At 66.1% G+C, this 19,731-nt stretch carries 22 protein-coding genes and 2 riboswitches; of the genes, 9 read left to right on the top strand and 13 right to left on the bottom strand.

The genetic code is table 11. The features are described from left to right. Window positions 1–4: 4 nt before the first annotated feature. Both J4O76_RS09030 and J4O76_RS09025 read right to left on the bottom strand, forming a co-directional pair. Window positions 5–325, bottom strand: coding sequence for a hypothetical protein (locus J4O76_RS09030; protein ID WP_426281399.1), 321 nt, complete (start codon window positions 323–325; stop codon window positions 5–7). Window positions 326–327: 2 nt separating this feature from the next. Further along, the gene (locus J4O76_RS09025) at window positions 328–504 is read right to left on the bottom strand and encodes a hypothetical protein (protein WP_165895153.1); all 177 of its coding nucleotides are present in this window, start codon (window positions 502–504) and stop codon (window positions 328–330) included. A gap of 113 nt (window positions 505–617) precedes the next feature. On the opposite strand from J4O76_RS09025, the gene J4O76_RS09020 reads away from it, so the two are divergent. Beyond that, window positions 618–1,250 carry a S24 family peptidase gene (locus J4O76_RS09020; RefSeq protein ID WP_426281398.1) on the top strand — a complete coding sequence of 211 codons (633 nt, stop codon included), beginning with the start codon at window positions 618–620 and terminating at the stop codon, window positions 1,248–1,250. A gap of 186 nt (window positions 1,251–1,436) precedes the next feature. Here the strand turns inward: J4O76_RS09020 and J4O76_RS09015 are convergent, their stop codons facing one another. The 9 genes from J4O76_RS09015 to J4O76_RS08975 all read right to left on the bottom strand — a co-directional run bounded on the left by J4O76_RS09015 (window position 1,437) and on the right by J4O76_RS08975 (window position 10,410). Then, window positions 1,437–2,336: an SDR family NAD(P)-dependent oxidoreductase gene (locus tag J4O76_RS09015; protein ID WP_426281397.1), complete on the bottom strand. Its 900-nt coding sequence runs from the start codon at window positions 2,334–2,336 to the stop codon at window positions 1,437–1,439. 98 nt (window positions 2,337–2,434) lie between these two features. After that, window positions 2,435–2,800 carry a hypothetical protein gene (locus J4O76_RS09010; protein WP_056489016.1) on the bottom strand — a complete coding sequence of 122 codons (366 nt, stop codon included), beginning with the start codon at window positions 2,798–2,800 and terminating at the stop codon, window positions 2,435–2,437. Between the two features lie 116 nt (window positions 2,801–2,916). Then, window positions 2,917–3,609, bottom strand: coding sequence for a phosphate regulon transcriptional regulator PhoB (phoB, locus tag J4O76_RS09005; protein ID WP_055873047.1), 693 nt, complete (start codon window positions 3,607–3,609; stop codon window positions 2,917–2,919). Further along, a complete protein-coding gene (gene phoU / locus J4O76_RS09000; RefSeq protein ID WP_056057297.1) occupies window positions 3,609–4,298 on the bottom strand; it encodes a phosphate signaling complex protein PhoU in 690 nt (229 codons plus the stop codon). The genes phoB and phoU overlap by 1 nt, the downstream gene beginning before the upstream one ends. 14 nt (window positions 4,299–4,312) lie before the next feature. Then, window positions 4,313–5,092 (bottom strand): phosphate ABC transporter ATP-binding protein PstB, encoded by a 780-nt coding sequence (gene pstB / locus J4O76_RS08995; protein WP_426281395.1) that lies wholly within the window; start codon window positions 5,090–5,092, stop codon window positions 4,313–4,315. Next, window positions 5,092–6,402, bottom strand: a complete 1,311-nt coding sequence (gene pstA, locus J4O76_RS08990) for a phosphate ABC transporter permease PstA (RefSeq protein WP_426281394.1) — start codon at window positions 6,400–6,402, stop codon at window positions 5,092–5,094. The genes pstB and pstA overlap by 1 nt, the downstream gene beginning before the upstream one ends. After that, the gene (pstC, locus tag J4O76_RS08985; RefSeq protein ID WP_426281393.1) at window positions 6,395–7,771 is read right to left on the bottom strand and encodes a phosphate ABC transporter permease subunit PstC; all 1,377 of its coding nucleotides are present in this window, start codon (window positions 7,769–7,771) and stop codon (window positions 6,395–6,397) included. The genes pstA and pstC overlap by 8 nt, the downstream gene beginning before the upstream one ends. Before the next feature lie 307 nt (window positions 7,772–8,078). Continuing rightward, window positions 8,079–9,137 carry a substrate-binding domain-containing protein gene (locus J4O76_RS08980; protein ID WP_426281391.1) on the bottom strand — a complete coding sequence of 353 codons (1,059 nt, stop codon included), beginning with the start codon at window positions 9,135–9,137 and terminating at the stop codon, window positions 8,079–8,081. A 46-nt stretch (window positions 9,138–9,183) separates the two neighbouring features. Continuing rightward, on the bottom strand, window positions 9,184–10,410 hold the full coding sequence (locus tag J4O76_RS08975) for an ATP-binding protein (protein ID WP_426281389.1): 1,227 nt from the start codon (window positions 10,408–10,410) through the stop codon (window positions 9,184–9,186). A gap of 213 nt (window positions 10,411–10,623) precedes the next feature. On the opposite strand from J4O76_RS08975, the gene J4O76_RS08970 reads away from it, so the two are divergent. From J4O76_RS08970 to J4O76_RS08955, 4 genes are read left to right on the top strand one after another with little or no spacing between them, the layout of a single operon-like run. Continuing rightward, complete coding sequence (locus J4O76_RS08970) at window positions 10,624–11,049, top strand: hypothetical protein (protein WP_426281388.1); 426 nt, start codon at window positions 10,624–10,626, stop codon at window positions 11,047–11,049. Between the two features lie 4 nt (window positions 11,050–11,053). Continuing rightward, entirely contained in the window at window positions 11,054–11,329 is a 276-nt protein-coding gene (locus J4O76_RS08965) for an HPr-rel-A system PqqD family peptide chaperone (RefSeq protein WP_426281387.1), read from the top strand. Next, the gene (locus J4O76_RS08960) at window positions 11,326–12,186 is read left to right on the top strand and encodes an HprK-related kinase A (RefSeq protein ID WP_426281385.1); all 861 of its coding nucleotides are present in this window, start codon (window positions 11,326–11,328) and stop codon (window positions 12,184–12,186) included. The genes J4O76_RS08965 and J4O76_RS08960 overlap by 4 nt, the downstream gene beginning before the upstream one ends. After that, window positions 12,171–13,160 carry a nucleotidyltransferase domain-containing protein gene (locus J4O76_RS08955; protein ID WP_426281383.1) on the top strand — a complete coding sequence of 330 codons (990 nt, stop codon included), beginning with the start codon at window positions 12,171–12,173 and terminating at the stop codon, window positions 13,158–13,160. The genes J4O76_RS08960 and J4O76_RS08955 overlap by 16 nt, the downstream gene beginning before the upstream one ends. On the opposite strand, the gene J4O76_RS08950 is transcribed toward J4O76_RS08955, so the two are convergent. Beyond that, the gene (locus J4O76_RS08950; protein WP_426281382.1) at window positions 13,157–13,516 is read right to left on the bottom strand and encodes a hypothetical protein; all 360 of its coding nucleotides are present in this window, start codon (window positions 13,514–13,516) and stop codon (window positions 13,157–13,159) included. The two genes, J4O76_RS08955 and J4O76_RS08950, sit on opposite strands and share 4 nt — an antisense overlap. Then, a complete protein-coding gene (locus tag J4O76_RS08945; RefSeq protein WP_426281380.1) occupies window positions 13,513–14,196 on the bottom strand; it encodes an HAD-IA family hydrolase in 684 nt (227 codons plus the stop codon). The genes J4O76_RS08950 and J4O76_RS08945 overlap by 4 nt, the downstream gene beginning before the upstream one ends. A gap of 62 nt (window positions 14,197–14,258) precedes the next feature. Between J4O76_RS08945 and glmU the strand changes: the two genes are divergently transcribed. The 4 genes from glmU (at window position 14,259) to gcvH (ending at window position 19,624) form a co-directional block, all read left to right on the top strand. Next, window positions 14,259–15,653 (top strand): bifunctional UDP-N-acetylglucosamine diphosphorylase/glucosamine-1-phosphate N-acetyltransferase GlmU, encoded by a 1,395-nt coding sequence (gene glmU, locus J4O76_RS08940; RefSeq protein ID WP_426281378.1) that lies wholly within the window; start codon window positions 14,259–14,261, stop codon window positions 15,651–15,653. Window positions 15,654–15,679: 26 nt separating this feature from the next. Then, entirely contained in the window at window positions 15,680–17,503 is a 1,824-nt protein-coding gene (gene glmS / locus J4O76_RS08935; RefSeq protein WP_426281377.1) for a glutamine--fructose-6-phosphate transaminase (isomerizing), read from the top strand. Between the two features lie 254 nt (window positions 17,504–17,757). Next, window positions 17,758–17,861, top strand: a riboswitch (glycine riboswitch). A 1-nt stretch (window position 17,862) separates the two neighbouring features. Further along, a riboswitch (glycine riboswitch) is annotated at window positions 17,863–17,970 on the top strand. Window positions 17,971–18,018: 48 nt separating this feature from the next. After that, window positions 18,019–19,251, top strand: coding sequence for a glycine cleavage system aminomethyltransferase GcvT (gcvT, locus tag J4O76_RS08930; RefSeq protein WP_426281376.1), 1,233 nt, complete (start codon window positions 18,019–18,021; stop codon window positions 19,249–19,251). A 1-nt stretch (window position 19,252) separates the two neighbouring features. Continuing rightward, a complete protein-coding gene (gene gcvH, locus J4O76_RS08925; RefSeq protein ID WP_333928474.1) occupies window positions 19,253–19,624 on the top strand; it encodes a glycine cleavage system protein GcvH in 372 nt (123 codons plus the stop codon). Window positions 19,625–19,731 lie beyond the last annotated feature (107 nt).

Genomic DNA, 19,731 nt, shown 5'->3' with positions numbered 1-19,731 from the left:
ACGTTTACGCGTCGATCAGCGTCAGCACCGTGATCGTCACATGCTCGCGGTCGCCGATCGACTCGATGCGGTCGACCACCAGATCGGCGACGATATGCCCGCGCATCGCGAACTCCGCTTCGAACAACGCGTCGATCCAGTCTCGAAGACCGGGTACGGGCACCGCCGCGACTGTCAACCGATGCAGCGTGCCGACGAACGTAGCGCTCGCCCAAGGCGTGCACGCGATCGACTCGACGTGCATCGTCAGGCCTGTCGCCGCCGCATGGCCGCGAAGCGCACGGATAAGCAGCGTGCCCGCATCGGGGCCACGGATCGCGTCCATCCTCACGATCCGTGCCGTTCTATGAAGGTCTCGATCCGCGCCACCATCGGCGCACGCGGCTGGCGGCCGAGTCGGAGATCGTGGACCAGCCGCGGATCGCCGACCGCCAACCGGCCGAACTTCGATGTCGGCATGCCGGTCTGCCGCAGATATCGGTCGATCTTGATGAGAACGGACATGGTCGCTCCTTCCTGTTCTGGGCCCCGAGTCCCTGGCCGAGCCTTGTTTGCGTTCTTGATCTGTTCCGGCAAATCCTACTTGTCTAGGAAAATTCCTACGCTACGGTTCGGGCGTGGCTAGAACCGTGTCCGATCCCGATCCAAGAACCGCGCTGGCAACGCTGGCCGCTGCGCGTGGCGACAGTCTGGCGGCGCTGTCGGCGATGCTGGGGCGCAACGCGGCGTACCTTCAGCAATATGTCCGGCGTGGATCGCCGCGGGTGCTCGGCGAACGCGACCGTCGATTGCTGTCGGAATATCTGGGGGTGAGCGAGGTAACGCTGGGCGCACCCGCCGACGGGCCGGCAGGGTTTCGCATCCGCAAGCTCGGCGTCGCGGCGTCGGCGGGGCCGGGCGCGCTGGTCGATGGCGAGATCGTGCTCGGCACCGACACGCTGGACCCCGGCCTCGCGCGGAAACTCGGGTTAAGGGACGGGCGGGCGGCGATCATCCGCGTGCGCGGCAATTCGATGGAGCCGGGATTGTTCGATGGCGATCACATCGTGGTCGACACCGCCGACCGTACGCCGCGCGCGAAGGGCGGCGTGTATGTCATCCGGATCGACGACGCGGTGATGGTGAAGCGCGTGGCCTCGGTACGCGGTGCGCTAGTGGCGACGAGTGATAATCCGGCGGCGGCGGCTGTGCCGGACGGAGCGATCGCCGTCATCGGCCGCGTAGTCTGGCAAATGCGCGAGCCACGATAAGGGTGACGGTCGATGCTCTGATCCTCCCCCGCTAGGGGGAGGTGGCACCGAAGGTGACGGAGGGGGAGGGCACGGCACGGACCGTATCTCATGCCGCCCCCTCCGTCAGGCTGACGCCTGCCACCTCCACCTGGCGGGGGAGGATCGTTTACGATGGCGTTCTGCGACCTGGACTAAGTGCGACCGTCAGCGCCCCTGCAGCTTGCTCAGGATGGTCATCGACTGTTCCGAGCCCGACTGCGGGACGATCTCACCAGTCCGGTCAATGATCGAGTCCCAATGTGCCGCGACACCCTCCACCGACAGGTCGTCGCCGGTCAGCAACTTACCCTGCGTCAGCGTCACGTACGCCGCCTGGAAAACACCGGCGCCGGCCCCGACGATCATGTTGGTAGGCGCGTCCTCCGACACGAGGAACACCGCGGCGGGCGCGACCTTGTCGGGTGAGAAGGCCTTGAACGCTTCCTCGGGGAAGATGTCCTGCGTCATCCGCGTGCCCGCGGTCGGCGCGATCGTGTTGACCTTGATGTTGTTCTTGGCGCCCTCGATCGCGAGCGTCTTGGTCAAGCCGGCGAGACCCAGCTTGGCGGCGCCGTAGTTCGCCTGGCCGAAATTGCCGAAGAGACCGGTCGACGACGCGGTCATCAGGATGCGGCCGTAATTCTGGGCACGCATCGTGTCCCACACTGCCTTCGTGGCGTTGGCCGAGCCGTTGAGGTGGACGTCGACGACGAACTTGAAGTCGGCGGGCTCCATCTTGGCGAAGCTCTTGTCGCGCAGCACGCCGGCGTTGTTGATGAGGATGTGGACGCCGCCCCATTTCTCGGAGGCGCGGGCGACCATTTCGACCATCTGGTCGTAGTCGATGACGCTGCCGCCGTTCGACATCGCCTCGCCGCCGGCCGATTCGATTTCCTCGACGACCTTCAGCGCGGCGTCGGAATGTCCGGTGCCGTCGCGGGACGCACCGAGATCATTGACGACGACTTTCGCGCCGCGGCGAGCGAGCTCGAGCGCATATTCGCGCCCCAAGCCGCCACCCGCACCGGTCACGATGGCAACCCGGCCGTCAAAGCGAATAGACATGGAAAAGGCGCTCCTCTCTTATCGTTGGAGCGCCTTTCCTAGAACGTAAAGCTAGCCGTGCAAGCGGCGGATAGATCCGCCACCTACGCAGACGTCAGTTACTTGCCGCCGCGGTTGCGGCAGCCGTCCTTGACCGTCTTCGAGCACACCGGATACGTCGCCGGTGCTGGCGTCGGCGGCGTTACCGTCGGCTGGCCGAACGTCACGCGACCCGCGCCAGGCGCCATCGGTGCGCCTGCCATTGGTGCGGCGGGTGCCGCTGCCGGATCGGCAGGAGCGGCCATCGCCTGATCCGCCGGTGCAGCAGGCGCTGCGGGGTCGGCAGGGGCAGCCTGATCGGCCGGTGCCGTCTGCATCGCGGGATCGGCCGGCGCAGTCTGCGCGGCGGGGTCTGCCGGCGGCGTCGTCTGGGCGATCACGGGCGACGCGAGAAGAGCGGCAGCGGCGAGAAGGATGGACTTCATGTGAATCTCCTAAATGGGTGCACCATTTTGGTAGCGCGACGTCTGAACGCACTAAGTCGCGCTTGGGTCCTTCGTTTCGCATCCGATTCCATTCGCCCCATCGCGGGACAGAGTCGTTATCCGCCCGTATCGAGCGAATAACCCGCCGAACGGACGGTGCGGATAATGTCCGGCCGCTCGCCGACGTTGATCGCCTTGCGCAGCCGCCGGATGTGCACGTCGACCGTCCGGCTCTCGATATCCGAGTCGTGGCCCCACACCGCATCGAGCAGCCGCTCGCGCGAGAACACCCAGCCCGGATGCTCGAGGAAATGCTTGAGCAGCCGGAACTCGGTCGGTCCGAGCGACACGACTTCGCCCGAGCGACGCACCTTGTGGCCGACGGTATCCATCTCGATGTCGGCGTAGCTGAGCGCTTCGCCGGCGAGGGCAGGGCGGACCCGGCGCAGCACGGCACCCACGCGCGCGACGAGTTCGCGCGGCGAGAATGGCTTGGTCACGTAGTCGTCCGCGCCGGTTTCGAGGCCCCGCACGCGATCCTCTTCCTCACCGCGTGCGGTGAGCATGATGATCGGCACGTTCTGCGTCTCGGGTGCGCGGCGCAGGCGGCGGCACACCTCGATTCCCGACAGCCCCTCGACCATCCAGTCGAGCAGGACGATGTCGGGCACCTTCTCCTTGGCGAGCAGCAGCGCTTCCTCGCCATCGGGGGTATGCGCGATCTCGAAATCCTCGCGCTTGAAATGCCAGACCAGCAATTCGGCCAGCGCAGCATCGTCCTCGACCAGCAGCATTTTTGCGCGTGCCATTATGCCTGCTCCTTCTTTATGCCGCGTTCGCGATCAACCATCTGCGTGCCGGTCGCGGCGAAATAGACCATCTCGGCGACGTTGGTGGCGTGGTCGCCGATCCGCTCGAGGTTCTTGGCGACGAACAGCAGATGCGCGACCTGGCCGATCGTCCGGGGGTTCTCGACCATGTAGGTGACGAGCGTGCGAAATATGCTGTCGTAGAAATCGTCGAGCGCATTGTCGCATTCGACGACGCGGACGGCTTCCTCGGGGTCGCGTGCGGCAAACGCGTCGAGGACGTCGTGGACCATCTCGCTCGCCATTCGGCCCATCGCCGGCAGGATCGAGATCGGCTCGATCCGGTGCTCGCTCTCGATCATCGGCACGCGCTTGGCGATGTTCTTGGCATAATCGCCGATCCGTTCGACGACGCCGGCGATCTTCAGCGCGGCGACCACCTCGCGAAGATCGACCGCCATCGGTGCGCGCAGCGCGATGATCCGCACCGCCAGCCGCTCGACCTCCGCCTCGATGACGTCGATCTGCTTGTCGGCGACGCGCACCTGTTCCGCGAGCGCGAGGTCGTTGCGTTGCAGCGCCTGCATCGCCTTGTCGATCGCGTCCTCGGCGAGCCCGCCCATCTGCGAGATCAACCCGCGGAGCTCGCCGATGTCGTTGTCGAAGGCCTTGACCGTATGCGTGTTCATGGTCGTTTCCCGACTCAGCCGTAACGGCCGGTGATGTAATCCTTGGTCCGCTCTTCGCGGGGATTGGTGAAAATGTCCGAGGTGTTGCCGTATTCGACCAGCGTGCCGAGGTGGAAGAACGCGGTCTTCTGGCTGACGCGCGCCGCCTGCTGCATGTTGTGCGTGACGATCACCATGGCGTAGCGGCCGCGCAGTTCGTGGATCAGCTCCTCGATCTTGGCGGTCGCGATCGGATCGAGTGCCGAACACGGCTCGTCCATCAGGATGACCTCCGGATCGACCGCGATCGCGCGCGCGATGCACAGCCGCTGCTGCTGGCCGCCCGATAGCGCCGTACCGCTGTCGCTCAGCCGATCCTTGACCTCGTCCCACAGGCCGGCGCGCCGCAGCGACTTCTCGACGATCCGGTCGAGGTCCGCTTTCGCACCGGCCAGTCCGTGGATGCGCGGGCCATAGGCGACGTTCTCGTAGATCGATTTCGGGAACGGGTTGGGTTTCTGGAACACCATGCCGACGCGCGCGCGGAGCTGCACCACGTCCATGTCGGGCGAATAGATGTCCTGGCCGTCGAGCTTGATCTCGCCGGTCACGCGCGCGCTGGCGACGGTGTCGTTCATGCGGTTGAGGGTGCGCAGGAAGGTCGACTTGCCGCAGCCCGACGGGCCGATGAACGCGACGACCTCGTCCTGGTCGACGTCGATCGAGACGTCGTTGATCGCCAGCTTGCTGCCATAGGCGACGGAGACGTTGCGCGCCGTCATCTTGAGGATCGGAGGCTTAGAATGTTTTGGCATCACCAGCGGGTCTCGAATCGGTTGCGGAGGTAGATCGCGACGCCGTTCATCGCGAGCAGGAACACGAGCAGGACGATGATCGCGGCGGAGGTCTTCTCGACGAAGCCGCGGCTGACCTGATCGGACCACAGGAAGATCTGGACGGGCAGCACGGTCGCGGGATCGCTTAGCCCGGACGGAGGCGCGGCAATGAACGCGCGCATGCCGATCATCAGCACCGGCGCGGTCTCGCCCAGCGCGCGCGCCATGCCGATGATCGTGCCGGTGAGGATACCGGGCAACGCGAGCGGCAGGACGTGGTGGAAGACGACCTGGACCGGCGATGCGCCGATGCCGAGCGCGGCGTCGCGGATCGACGGCGGCACGGCCTTGATCGCGTTGCGCCCGGCGATGACGATCACGGGCATCGTCATCAGCGCGAGCGTCAGGCCGCCCACTATAGGCGCCGAACGCGGCATCCCGAACGTGCCAAGGAAAACGGCCAACCCCAGCAGGCCAAAGATGATCGACGGCACCGCCGCGAGGTTGTTGATCGAGACCTCGATCAGGTCGGTCCAGCGGTTCTTCGGCGCATATTCCTCGAGGTACAGCGCCGACAGCACGCCGATCGGGAACGCCAGCAGCAACGTGACGATCATCGTCAACAGCGACCCCTTGAACGCCCCCCAAATCCCGACTCGGGTCGCATCGGTCGAGTCCGCCGAGGTGAGGAAGCCCGCGTTGAAGCCACGGGTCAACGCCCCGCTCGCCTTCAGCCGCGCGACGATCGCTTCGGCGTCGCGCGTGCCGTTGCCTTTGGCGGCGACGTCGATCGGGCTGGAGACGGGGACCTCGAACACGGTCTTGCGCTGAAGCAGCGACGGGTCGGCCTTGATCGCATCGCGGACCACCGCCCAGGCGCCGTCGGAGAGAAGGTCGGTGCCGTCCTTGCCGAACGCCTTGGTCGCGGCGAGGTCGACCGTGCCTTCCAACCCTGCACCCGCAAGCGCGAGATCGGCGCCGCGACCGACGAGGCGGGCGGGCTCGATCGGCAGCTTGGCGGCAGCAAGATCGACCGGGAGCGACACGCGCGTCTCGACGAACCCGCTCGCGCCCTGCATCACCATCGTGACCAGCAGATAGGCGAGGAACGCGGCAGACAACCACACCGCGGCGAGCCCGGCGAAGCGGAAGCGGCGCTCGGACGCATAGCGTCGGCGGATGCGCGACTGCATCGCCTGCGTCGTCCAGTCGGTCGGGACGCGGCGCACCGGCTCCGCGCCAATGACGGAGGGGGTCACCGGAATTTGGGGCACGAGCGTGTCACTCATAGGCTTCGCGGTACCGTTTGACGACGCGCAGCGCGACGATGTTGAGAAGGAGCGTGACCACGAACAGCGTCAGGCCCAGCGCGAACGCGGCGAGCGTCTTGGGGCTGTCGAACTCGGCCTCGCCGGTCAGCAGGTCGACGATCTGCTTGGTGACGGTGGTGGTGCTGGCGAACGGGTTGAGCGTCAGCGTCGCGACCCCGCTCGCGGCCATCACGACGATCATCGTCTCGCCGATCGCGCGCGATACCGCGAGCAGCACGCCGCCGACCACGCCGGGGAGGGCGGCGGGAAGCAGCACGCGGCGGATCGTCTCGGACGAGGTCGCGCCCATCGCGAGGCTGCCGTCGCGCATCGAAGAGGGAACCGCCGCGATCGAGTCGTCCGCCATCGACGACACGAACGGGATGATCATGATGCCCATCACGAGGCCCGCAGCGAGCGCGCTCTCCGACGACGCCCAGCTGATCCCGACCGACACGGCGAGGTCACGCACCGCAGGCGCGACCGTCAGCGCGGCGAAATAGCCGTAGACGACGGTCGGCACGCCCGCGAGCACCTCGAGGATCGGCTTCATCCACTTGCGCGTGTTCGGTGCTGCATATTGCGTGAGGTAGATCGCGCTCATCAAACCAAACGGAATGGCGACGGTCATCGCGATCACCGCGCCGATGAAGAACGTCCCCCAGAACAGCGGCACCGCGCCGAGCGACGCGCCCGGATCGCGGCCGTCGATAACCTGCGGGCTCCAGTGTGTGCCGAACAGGAAATCGGTGATCGGCACGACCGAGAAGAACCGCGCGGACTCGTACAGCAGCGAGGCGACGATGCCGACCGTGGTCAGGATCGCGATCAGCGATGCGCCAAGCAGCATCAGCATCACGACCCGCTCCACCTGAGTCCGCGCGCCGAACCCGGGCTTCACGCGGGTGAAGGCGAACGCGCCGCCGGCAAAGGCGAGCAGCAACGCGGCGGCGGTGGCGATCCAGTCGTAGCGCGATTGCGCCGCGGCGTAGGACGGGGCGAGCGTGCGGGCGAGCCCGTGGAACGCGCCGAAGCTGCGACCGTCCGCGAGGCTGCGCGCTTCGGACAGGATCGACGCGCGGTCGAAGCCGGGGGGCGGGAGCTGGATCGCGGCGGGCGTGGCGAGCACAGCATCGGTGACGAGCGCGGGCGCGGTCATCGACCAGATCACTAGGAAGACGAGCGGCGGGATCGCGGTCCATAGCGCGACGTACCAGCCGTGATGCGACGGCAGCGAGCTGAACCGCACGGTGCTGCCGGCGCGGAACCGGGTGGCGCGGACTCGGGCGGTGAGCCAGCCGATCAGGCCTAGGCCGAGGACTAGGAAGAGGAGGGCGATGGGGGACATTATAGTTCTCGCCCGTGGCGTTTGGTCGCGCGCGCACGCGCTATCCCACGAGCCACCACCCTGGCGAAGGCCGGGGCCCAGTTGGAAAGGTCGAGGTAACGGAGCGCAGCGCCCACCAATGCAACGCAGCTTAACTGGGCCCCGGCCTCTGCCGGGGTGGTGTCCCCGTTACGTGATGTTGCCGACGCCAAGCCGCCGTTCCCCCGCGGACGCGGGGGCCCAGCTAAGTTCCGATCGTGCGCTCGGCTCACGGGCCCCCGCGTTCGCGGGGGAACTAGCAAGGGCGTGCAGTTGAACGGAAGTGGCATCACGACAACACCGCCGGATCCAGCACCGTCTCATTCGCGATTATCGCCGCCGACCGAGCCTGAATCGACGCCGGCGAAGCAATCAACCCCCGCTTCACCAACGGCCCCGTAGCCCCCCAGTTCGCCGCATACAGCTTCAACAAGTTCCGCAACCCCGGGATCGCGGTCAGATGCGCCTTCTTCACGTAGATATACAGCGGCCGAGACCCCGGATACGCATTGTCCGCGATCGTCGCATAGGTCGGCGCCACGCCCGAGATCGATACCCCGTTCACGTCGTCCTTATTCTCTTCGAGATAGCTGTACCCGAACACGCCGATCGCATTCGGGTTCGACTGCAATTTCTGGACGATCAGATTGTCGTTCTCACCGGCATCGACATAAACCCCATCCTCGCGCACCCGCGTGCACAGCGCCTTGTGCGCTTCGGCATCCGACTTCGCGAGCGCCTTGGCCGAAGGATCGCTCGCCTCGCACCCCTTGGTCAGGATCAGCTCGGCCAGCGCATCGCGCGTGCCACTCGTCGCCGGTGGCCCGTAAACCTGGATCGGCACCGCGGGCAGCGCAGGATTCACGTCGCGCCACACTCGAGCGGTATTCACCTTGCCGCCCGGATTGGCGGCGAGCGCCTTGTAGAGATCGGTCGGCGTAAGCTGCATCTTCGGGCCGTTCTTCGCCTCGGCAAAGGCGATGCCGTCGATCCCGACCTGGATCTCGATCACGTCGCGCACGCCGTTCTTGGCGCACGTCGCGTACTCGCTCGCCTTCATCCGCCGCGAGGCATCCTCGATATCGGGATGCGCCGCACCGACGCCTGCGCAGAACAGCTTCATCCCCGCGCCGGTCCCGGTCGATTCGATCACCGGCGCCTTCGCATCGGGATCGTTCGCGACGAGCTGCTCGGCGATCATCGTCGTGAACGGATAGACCGTCGACGACCCAACCGCCGTGATCTGGTCGCGCGACCCTGCACCACCGCCGTTCGCCTGATCGACGCACGCGGCCAGAGCCCCAACCACCCCTAGAAGAACGAACCGCTGCACCAGAATTCCCGTCATGCACCGGCCTTAGCGGTACTTAAGACGATCCTGTGTGACAGTTGGGTTACCCTTTTATGACAGCGCCTTTGGTCGCGCCGCCGCTCGGGGGCAGGATGACCGAAACCACCGTACCGACGCCGACCTGACTCGCGATATCGAGCCGACCGCGGTGCCGCTCGACGATATGCTTGACGATCGCCAGCCCGAGACCCGTCCCGCCTAGCGACCGGCTGCGTCCCGCATCCGCGCGATAGAAGCGCTCGGTCAGCCGCGGAATGTGCACCGCCGCGATCCCGTCGCCCTCGTCGCGGATCGACAAGCGGATCATACCGGCATCGTCGCGCTTCAGTTCGATCGTCACCGGCGTCCCCGCACGCCCGTATTTCATCGCATTGCCTATTAGGTTGTGGAGCATCTGCGACAGCTGCACCCGATCCCCCGACACCGAGGAGAGGTTCGGATCGATCGTCGCGACCAGATCATGCCCGCGATCACCCGCGGCGTCGGCGAGTTCCTCGCGCGTGTCCTCGACCAGTTGCGCGAAATCGACCGCCTGGTCGGGTAGGCGAAACTTTTCCGCCTCGATGCGCGACAACGAGATCAGGTCCTCGACCAGCCGCTGCATCCGCCGCGCCTCGTCGTCCATCACCTTCAGGAACCGCGCGCGCACCTCGGCATCCTCGCCCGCCTCGTCGCGCAAGGTCTCGATAAACCCGAGAATCGAAGCCAACGGCGTGCGCAATTCATGACTCGCATTGGCGACGAAATCGATCCGCATCCGCTCGGCGGCATAGTTGCCGGTCTGGTCGACAAGGTGGACGATTCGCTGGCCTTCCGACGTCTCGCTGAGCAGCATTTCCCAGCGCTGATCCCGCGTGCCGAGCCCGACCAGCTCGATAGGTCGCTCGCCGTCGATCGGCCCCGGCGTCCCGAGGCGCTCTGCCGCCGCAGGATGGCGGATCGCAACGCGCGCGTCCTCGCCAAGGATATGCGCGCCGAGCAACGTCCGCGCGGCACGATTGGCGACCACTACGCGGCCGTCCTCGACCAGCATCACCGGCGCGACGATCGCATCGAGAACGTCGTCGAGCACCGACGGCGACACGCTCGTCGCGTCATCCATGGCAGGCGTCTCGTCCCCGGTGCCGGCCGCCACCAGCGCGGCTGCGATTCCCCCGACAAGCGCGACGATCGCGCTTTGCACGTCATGCGTAAGCGCGAACACCGCCACGGCAGCGATAACGACCACGACGATCGCCCAAAACGTACGCAGGCCAAATCCGGAAAGCATTGCGGTCTCCTGGGACGGAATCGACGTCCATGCGCAGCGCCATACAGCGGCACGGTGCAAACCGGTATCGTCTGTTGGCGCCGCCGACTTGCCGACCGCGGAATCGAACGGCGTGCGAAGTCGTCCTACTCCGGCACGCTCTCCCAAGCGTCGATACGGCGATGTTGTCAGCGCTTCAAGATTATGAAAGGGCTGTGGTCTAGCAGGGGCATCATGGACGACATCGAACTCAACCAAGACCCGGTCGCAACCGCGGAGACCGACACCGGCGTTCCAACGCGTCGCCGCGTGCTGGCGCTCGGAGCGGTGACCGCAGGCATGGTAGTGTCGATTCGCCCGGCGCTCGCGCAGACCGCGGGCTCGGTGCTGAATTGCGAGATTCCGGTGCCCGATCCGGGCCGCGCCGGCAGCTATATTGATGCGAACGGCGGCGTCGTACCGGCACGTACCAAGGGCGCATTCCCACCCTCGACGCGCGCGTTCAAGGGCGAAGAGGTGAAGCGCGCGATGGCCAGCGGCAGCACGCTGCCCGGCACAGACTCCGACCGCAGCCGCGCGTACGTCAAATATATCCGTCGGTTGCAGCGCGGCCAGGGCGGCTTCACCTGCTTCGCATCGTTGCAGATGCCGCGCGGCTGAAGCCGTGTCGGGGACGATCTTTCGGGGACCGCCCGACGGAGGCCTGCTGATCGCGCCGCTCGATGAATTCACCGCGGTATATCATCGCGCGTCGGGGATCACGCACCTGCTGACCGAACCCGCACCGCAGATTCTGGCGGTATTATGTGAGGGAGCATCGTCGCTGGACGTCCTCCTGGAGCGGCTTGGACGAGACTATGATCTCGATGACGGTACGCGCGAGGCTTTGGCGGCACGGCTCGAAGAACTCGTCGAAGCCGGACTGATCGAGCGGGCATGAGGCACGTTTTTTTCGTCCGCATCGGGCCGATCGGTTTCCGCATCGGCTCCGACTGGCGCGCGCCGATCACCGAACTCCAAAGCCTGTACCGCGATTACCCTAAGCCGCACGACGGCGTGCCGGACTTCACCGTGCGCCTGTTCGCGAGGCGTCCGTGGCGCAGGATCATACGCCCATCTGTCGAGATCGGTGGCGATTACATGCTTCCCGAAGCCGCACCGCTGCCGTTGCGCCAGGGACTGCTGGCTGCCGAGATGGCGATGAACCTCCAGATGGCCCTAGGTGCCCGTCGTTATCTTCTGCTCCACGCGTCCGCAGTCGAGCGCGATGGTCGTGCCCTGTTGATGACCGGCATCTCGGGCGCAGGGAAATCGACGCTCGCAACCTTGCTCGCGGCGAAGGGCTGGCGGTTCATGGGGGACGAGTTCGCGTTGCTCGATCCCGCGACCGGGCTGATCCATGCGTTCCCGCGCTTGATCAGTCTCAAGAACGTAGCGATTGCTGCGGCCGAGTCGGCGTGGCCTGATGCGCGGATGGGGCCGCTGATGCCAGCGACGCCGAAAGGCAACATCCGCCACATGGTCCCCGACACGCGCGCGATCGCGGCGATGGACGTGCCTGCGACCCCCGCGCTGCTGGTGTTTCCGCGCTATGGTTTCGGGGCGGAGACGCGACCGGTGCCGCCGGCCGAGGCGTTCGTGCGGATGACGCAGGCCTCGACCAATTACGTCGCGCTGGGCGAGGCCGGCTTTCGGGCGCTGACGGGCCTGATCGCCGACGTCCCTTCGGTCGCGATCGATTATCCGGACGGGGCAAGCGCGATCGAGCAGGTCGAGGCGCTATGGTCCGCGCGGTAAGCGACGCCCGCATCCTAGCCCGCGCGCTCGCCGATCCGGGCAGCGTCGTCGGGCTCGATGCGGACGGCTGGACCGCACTGCTGACGATGGCGCGAGCGGAGCAGCTAATCGGTACGCTGGCGATGCGTCTCGACGGCTTGGCGATGCCGGATGGCGTGAAGCTTATCCTGGCCGACGCGCGCGCCGCCGCCGAACACGGCCGCCGTGCCGCGCTATGGGAGGCCGAGATGGCACGGCGAGCGCTGGCTGCGATCGAATGCCCTGTCATCCTACTAAAGGGCACCGCATTCGTCGCGGCAGGCTTATCGGCAGGGCAGGGGCGATCGATCGGCGATCTGGACATTCTTGTGCCGCGTGCATCGCTCGATGCGGTCGAGGCGGCGCTGCTCGCGGCTAGCTGGGAATGGGTGAAGCCCGACCCGTATGACGATGTCTATTATCGCCGCTGGATGCACGAGCTCCCGCCGCTGATCCACCGCGACCGCGACCGGATGATCGATGTCCACCACACCATCCTGCCACTGACCGCGCGGATCACGCCTGATGCGGCGGCGTTAATCGCCGGGTGTTTCACACTGGAGAACGGCCTGCGGACCCTCTCCCCCAACGGAATGCTTATACACGCGGCGGCGCATCTGTTCGCCGATGGAGACCTCGCCGGTGGTCTCCGCAACCTGTGGGACATCCGCTGTCTGATCGAGGAGTTCGGCACCGACGGCCTCGACGAGGAGGCAGAACGTCACGGCCTATCCCGCGAAGTGGCCCGGTCCTTGCGCCTCGTCGATGCGCTTTTCGCCAAAGGAACCGCGCGCGGGGCCGATCGTCTCTACATTCGCCGCATCACCGCGCGAGACGGCTGGGGCAGGCCGACCCGACCGGTCGCCCGGCTCGCCTTCTACGTCCGCTCGCATTGGTTACGCATGCCGCCAGCGATGCTTGCCCGCCATTTGTGGACGAAGTGGCGCAAGGCTTAGTTGAGACGCGCGCCACGCCTGCGTCGGACGGCCCAGACGATCAGCAACACGACCGTGATCGCCAGCGTATCGGCGATCCAGTCGTAGATGTCGCAATCGCGGTGCAGCGATGGGATGGCCTGCAGGACCTCGATCATCGCGCCGAGAAACGATAGCCTCTCGCCGATCCGGAACAGCCGCGCGGTCGGAAACGACAGCGCCGCCAGCAGCGCCATCGTCGCAAATGCAAGCATATGCCCGAACTTGTCGCCGAACTGGTCGATCGGCATGTGCGGCGGCTTCGGCAGCAAAGCCATCGTCACCGCGAACACCACCGCGACGACCAGCGCGACGCGCGTGAGCGTCGTCCGGTTCATGCGCCGAGCCTTTCGAGCGTCGGGACGAGTTCGTCGAAACCGTCGATCACCGCGTCGGCGCCAAGCTCTGCTACGGGCTGCATCAGAAAACCGAAGCTGCACGCGATCGTCGGTAAGCCCGCCGCCTGCCCGGCCTGGATGTCGAAGATCGAATCGCCGACGAACGCAGCGCGGTCTCCGCCGCCCCCGCTTTCACGACAAAGCTTCACCATCTCGTGGATCGGCATCGGAGAGGGCTTCGACTCCGCCATCGTATCGCCGCCCAGGATGCAGGCAAATCGATCGGCCAGCCCAAGTTCGCCCAGCACGGTCCGCGCGAACCGTTCGACCTTGTTGGTGACGATCCCCAGCGTCACGCCCTTCGCAGCCAAGGCGTCCAGCGCATCGATCGCCCCCGGATAAGGCTTTGTCAGCACACAGATATTCGCCTCGTAATAGGCGAGCAGTTCGGCGTGCAGCGCATCGAGCATCGGTTCGTCATACCCGCCGGTCGCGGTCAGGCCCTGCTTGAGCATATGCCGCGCGCCGCCGCCGATCATCGGCTTGACCTCCTCGACGGTGAGGGGCGGGCGACCGACCGTAGCGAGCGCGTGGTTGACGGCGGCGGCTAGGTCGCCGCTCGTGTCGAGCAACGTGCCGTCCAGGTCGAACCCGACGATATCGAATAAAAAATGCGTCATTGGATGCGGGCCTGCCAGCGAGACTATGGAATTGGCAAGGCTTTCGTGGCAGCGATCCTTCCATGACGACGCATTCCATCGACCAACCGATTCCAGCCCACCCCATCGCAGTCGTGATCCTCGCTGCCGGCAAGGGTACGCGGATGAAATCTGATCTTCACAAGGTGCTTCACCCGATCGCCAGCCGGCCGATGCTACTGCATCTCGTCGCAAGCGCGGCGGCGTTGCAGCCGGCGAAGACCGTCGTCGTGACGGGGGCAGGGCGTGAACAGGTCGAGGCAGCGGTCGCGCCGCTCGGTATTTCCACTTCGCTCCAGGCAGAGCAACTCGGTACCGGCCACGCAGTTGCGCAGGCTCGCGACGCGCTGGCGGGGTTCGAAGGCGACGTCCTGATCCTGTACGGCGACGTCCCGCTCGTCACCGCCGCCACGATGGAGCGGATGGTCGACCGGTTGCACGGCGACGACACGCCTGCCGTCGTCGTGCTCGGCTTTCGCCCGGCGGAACCAGGCGCCTATGGTCGCGTCATCGCCGACGCCGCGGGTAGGATGGATCGGATCGTCGAGTATAAGGACGCGTCGGAGGCGGAACGCGCGGTGACGCTGTGCAATTCCGGACTGATGGCGGTGCACTCGACCGACCTGTTCTCGCTGCTCGACCGGCTCGGCAACGACAACGCGGCAGGCGAATATTATCTCACCGATATCGTCGAGCTTGCCGCAGCCGCCGGTCGCTCGTCCGCCGTCATCGAAACCGGCGCGGACGAGGTAGCCGGCGTCAACAGCCGCGGTGAACTTGCGGGTGTCGAAGCCGCGTGGCAGTCGACGCGGCGCGCGCAGGCGATGGCGGACGGCGCGACATTGATCGCCCCCGACACCGTCTGGTTCTCGCACGACACGCAGCTCGGCCGCGATGTCGTGATTGAACCCAACGTCGTATTCGGCCCCGGCGCGTGCATCGCTGACGGCGCGACGATCCACGCGTTCAGCCACATCGAGGGCGCCTCGGTCGGCAAGGGCGCGAACGTAGGGCCGTTCGCCCGCCTCCGCCCCGGCGCGGACCTGCGTGCGGATGCCAAGGTCGGCAACTTCGTCGAGGTAAAGAAGGCCGTGATCGGCGAAGGCGCGAAGGTCAGCCACCTCACCTATATCGGCGACGCGGATATCGGCGCGGGCGCCAACATCGGCGCGGGGACGATCACCTGCAACTATGACGGCTATTTCAAATACCGCACCGTGATCGGCGCGGGCGCATTCATCGGCTCGAACTCGGCACTGGTCGCACCTGTCACGATCGGTGCAGGTGCGATCGTCGCGGCGGGATCGGTTCTGACAGAGGACGTCGAGGCCGATGCCCTTGCGCTGGTCCGCCCGCTGCAAACCGCAAGGGCCGGCTGGGCCAAGCGCTTTCGCGACGGCATGATCGCGCGTAAGGCCGCGCAGGCAAGCGGCAAGTAAGACCCGTTCCACGGAGTATGATGTAAATGTGTGGTATCGTTGGAATCCTGAGCGGCGAGGATGTTGCCGGTCGTCTCCTGGATGGGCTGAAGCGGCTCGAGTATCGCGGCTATGATTCGGCTGGCATCGCGACCGACAATGACGGCGCGATCGAGCGGCGTCGTGCGTCGGGCAAGCTGGTTAATCTGGCGAACGAACTCGCCGCGCATCCGCTGCCTGGCAAGACCGGTATTGCGCATACGCGTTGGGCGACGCATGGCGGCCCGACCACCAACAACGCGCACCCGCACGCGACCGGCGAGGTCGCAGTGGTCCACAACGGCATTATCGAAAACTTCAAGCCGCTGCGCGACGAACTGATCGCGCGCGGCCGGACGTTCACCAGCGAGACCGATACCGAAGTCGTCGCGCATCTCGTCAGCGAGAAGATCGAGGCGGGCATGGACCCGATCGCCGCCGTCCGCGACGTGCTGCCCCGCCTGCACGGTGCGTTCGCGCTCGCGATCCTGTTCCGCCAGCATCCTGACCTACTGATCGGTGCGCGGCTCGGTTCGCCGCTGGTCGTGGGCCACGGCGAAGGCGAGATGTATCTCGGCTCCGACGCACTGGCGCTTGCGCCGCTGACGCAGCGTATCGCGTACCTCGACGAAGGCGATTGGGTCGTCCTGACCCGCGATGGCGCGCAGGTCTATGACCGCGACAACACGCCTGTCGAACGCGCGATCACGATCTCGGGCATCACCGGCGACGTGATCTCGAAGGGCAACCACAAGCATTATATGCTCAAGGAGATCTACGAGCAGCCGATCGTCGTCGCTCAGACGCTGCGCTCGTATCTGAAGCGGATGGAAGGCGAGATCACGCTGCCGATCCCCGAGTTCGATCTGTCCACGATCAAGCGCGTCACGATCGTCGCGTGCGGCACGAGCTTCTACGCGGGCATGGTCGCCAAATACTGGTTCGAACAGTTCGCGCGCGTGCCGGTCGACCTCGATGTCGCCTCCGAATTCCGCTACCGCGCGCCGGTGATGGAGGACGGTGGCCTCGCGCTGTTCATCTCGCAGTCGGGCGAGACCGCCGACACGCTCGCGGCGTTGCGTCATGCAAAGGCCGAGGGCCAGAAGATCGCGGTCGTCGTCAACGTGCCGACCAGCTCGATGGCACGCGAGGCGGACCTGTTGCTGCCGACGCACGCGGGCCCCGAGATCGGCGTGGCCTCGACCAAGGCGTTCACCTGCCAGCTCGCCGTGCTCGCCGCACTCGCCGCGAACCTGGCGCGCGCGAAGGGTTTGCTGTCGAAGGAGCAGGAGCGCGAGATCGTCCGCCACCTCGCCGAGGCACCCGCCGCGCTCAACGGTGCACTCGCGTATGACGAGGCGATCGAGGCGATGGCGCACAACATCGCCGGCGCGCGCGACGTGCTGTATCTGGGCCGCGGGACGGATTATCCGCTGGCGCTCGAGGGCGCGCTGAAGCTGAAGGAAATCAGCTACATCCATGCCGAGGGCTATGCCGCCGGCGAGATGAAGCACGGCCCGATCGCACTGATCGACGAGCATGTCCCCGTCATCGTCATCGCACCGTCGGGTCCGCTGTTCGACAAGACCGTCAGCAACATGCAAGAAGTCATGGCGCGCGGCGGCAAGGTCGTGCTGATCTCGGATTACGACGGCATCCAGGCGGCCGGCGAAGGCTGCATGGCGACGATCACCATGCCCAAGGTCCACCCGCTGATCGCGCCTTTGGTGTACGCGGTACCGGTGCAGTTGCTGGCGTATCATGTGGCCGTGCTCAAGGGCACGGATGTCGACCAGCCGCGGAATCTGGCGAAGAGCGTGACGGTCGAATAACGGTCAGCTTTCCGTCGGGTCGTACACCTCGAGATAAGTCCGCCACCCCGGCGAAGGCCGGGGCCCAGTTGGGGGACGGTAGTAACGACGGATGGTCCGCTGTTACGGCGACCTTGCCAACTGGGCCCCGGCCTTCGCCGGGGTGGTGCTAATGGCGGGGTATCCACCGATTTCTTGCCGCCGCGCCAAACCCTAGATTGACTAAGATTGTGCGTCGCGTCACAACCCGCGGCGTCGATGTCGGGCAACCGGCATGGCACCGCGCGGGAGAGCGTTTCCGGTCCTTTCAGGGCTGATGGAACCGCCGAAGGAGCAACCACCCCGGAATCTCTCAGGCACCAGAGACCGCGCGGGGCTGATCGACACTCTGGAAAGCGTCCTGGCGTTCGCGCCGAGGGCCACCGAAGGGGTAAGCGCTGGACAAGTCCCGCGCGAAAGCTCTCAGGTCCCGTGACAGAGGGGGTTTGGATCGTTGCACCACAGGGTGCCGCGCGCCCCTTCGACGGAGACCGTTTATGAGCGATTACGCCAGCATCATCGATCAGGCGGACGACTACGTCGAGCCCGAGATTCTGCCGTTGCCGCTCGACGCGTGGCACCGCGCGCAGGGCGCGCGGATGGTCGAGTTCGCCGGCTACGAAATGCCGATCCAGTATGAAGGCATCATGGCCGAGCACGCCTGGACGCGTGACTCGGCCGGGCTGTTCGACGTCAGCCACATGGGTCAGCTCGTCTTCTCCGGCGAAGGCGTCGCGCACGCGCTCGAAACCGTCCTGCCGGGCGACATCGCCGGGCTCGGCGAAGGCAAGATGCGCTATTCGCTGCTGCTCGCGCAGGACGGCGGCATCCTCGACGATTTGATGGCCACGCGCCTGCCCGACGATCAGCCTTCGCCCTTCTCCGCGCAGGACGTCGAGCCAGAAGCGTACGATCCACTGCATCCGTCGCCGACCGCGAGCGGCAGCTTTTACGTCGTCGTCAACGGCGCGACCAAGTATGACGATATCAGCTATCTGATCGAGTATCTGCCCGACGACGTCACCATCAACATCCTCGAAGACCAGGCGCTGCTCGCCGTGCAGGGTCCGAAAGCGGTCGAGGCGGTCGCGCGGATCGTCCCCGGTATCGACGGCCTCGTGTTCATGACCGCCGGTGCGTTCTATTGGAACGACGTACCGCTTTGGATCAGCCGCTCGGGCTATACCGGTGAGGACGGCGTCGAGATTTCGCTCCCCGCCGAACATGCCGTCGCGTTCGCGGACGCGCTGCTCGCGCTCCCCGAGATCAAGCCGATCGGTCTCGGTGCACGCGACTCGTTGCGTCTCGAAGCCGGCCTGCCGCTCTACGGTCACGACCTCGATCCCGAGATCACGCCGGTGATGGCCGACCTCGGTTTCGCGCTCTCGAAGCGTCGCCGGGAAGCCGCCGACTTCCCCGGTGCCGAGCGTATCCTTACCCAGCGCGAGCATGGCCCCGCCACCAAGCGCGTCGGCCTGATCGTCGAGGGCCGCCAGCCCGCGCGCGAGGGCGCCGAAGTGATCGACGACACCGGCGCGACGATCGGCCGCCTCACCAGCGGCGGTTTCGCACCCACCCTCGGGAAGCCAATCGCGATGGCCTATGTGCCGCTCGCGCTGTCGACGCCCGGCACCCGTATCGAGATCGCGCAACGCGGCAAGGTCCACACCGCCACCGTCACCGCGATGCCCTTCATTCCCCACCGCTACGTCCGCGCAGGAGCCAAGTGATATGAGCCGTTACTTCACGCAGGATCATGAATGGGTCGACGTCGATGGTGACGTCGGCACCGTCGGTATTTCCGAATACGCGCAGAGCCAGCTCGGCGACGTGGTGTTCGTCGACGTCCCCGAAGCCGGCAAGACGCTGACCAAGGGCGACGAAGCCGCGGTCGTCGAGTCAGTCAAGGCCGCGTCCGACGTGTACTCCCCGGTCTCGGGCACCGTCACCGAAGGCAATGCGGCGCTTACCGACGATTCCAGCCTGGTGAACTCGGACGCCGAAGCCGCAGGCTGGTTCTTCAAGCTGACGCTCAGCGACCCGAGCGAGCTCGACAGCCTGATGGACGAAGCCGCTTACGCAGCCTTCGTCGAAGGGCTCTGATCTAACTGCTCCCCTCCCGCTTGCGGGAGGGGTCGGGGGAGGGGCTGTTACAGTCGTTCCCCGTCTCATTCCCTCCCCCGACCCCTCCCGTGAACGGGAGGGGAGGA

This window comes from Sphingomonas sp. NFX23 (assembly GCF_049887795.1).
GTDB lineage: Bacteria > Pseudomonadota > Alphaproteobacteria > Sphingomonadales > Sphingomonadaceae > Sphingomonas.
This window is presented reverse-complemented; position numbering and strand designations above follow the sequence as displayed.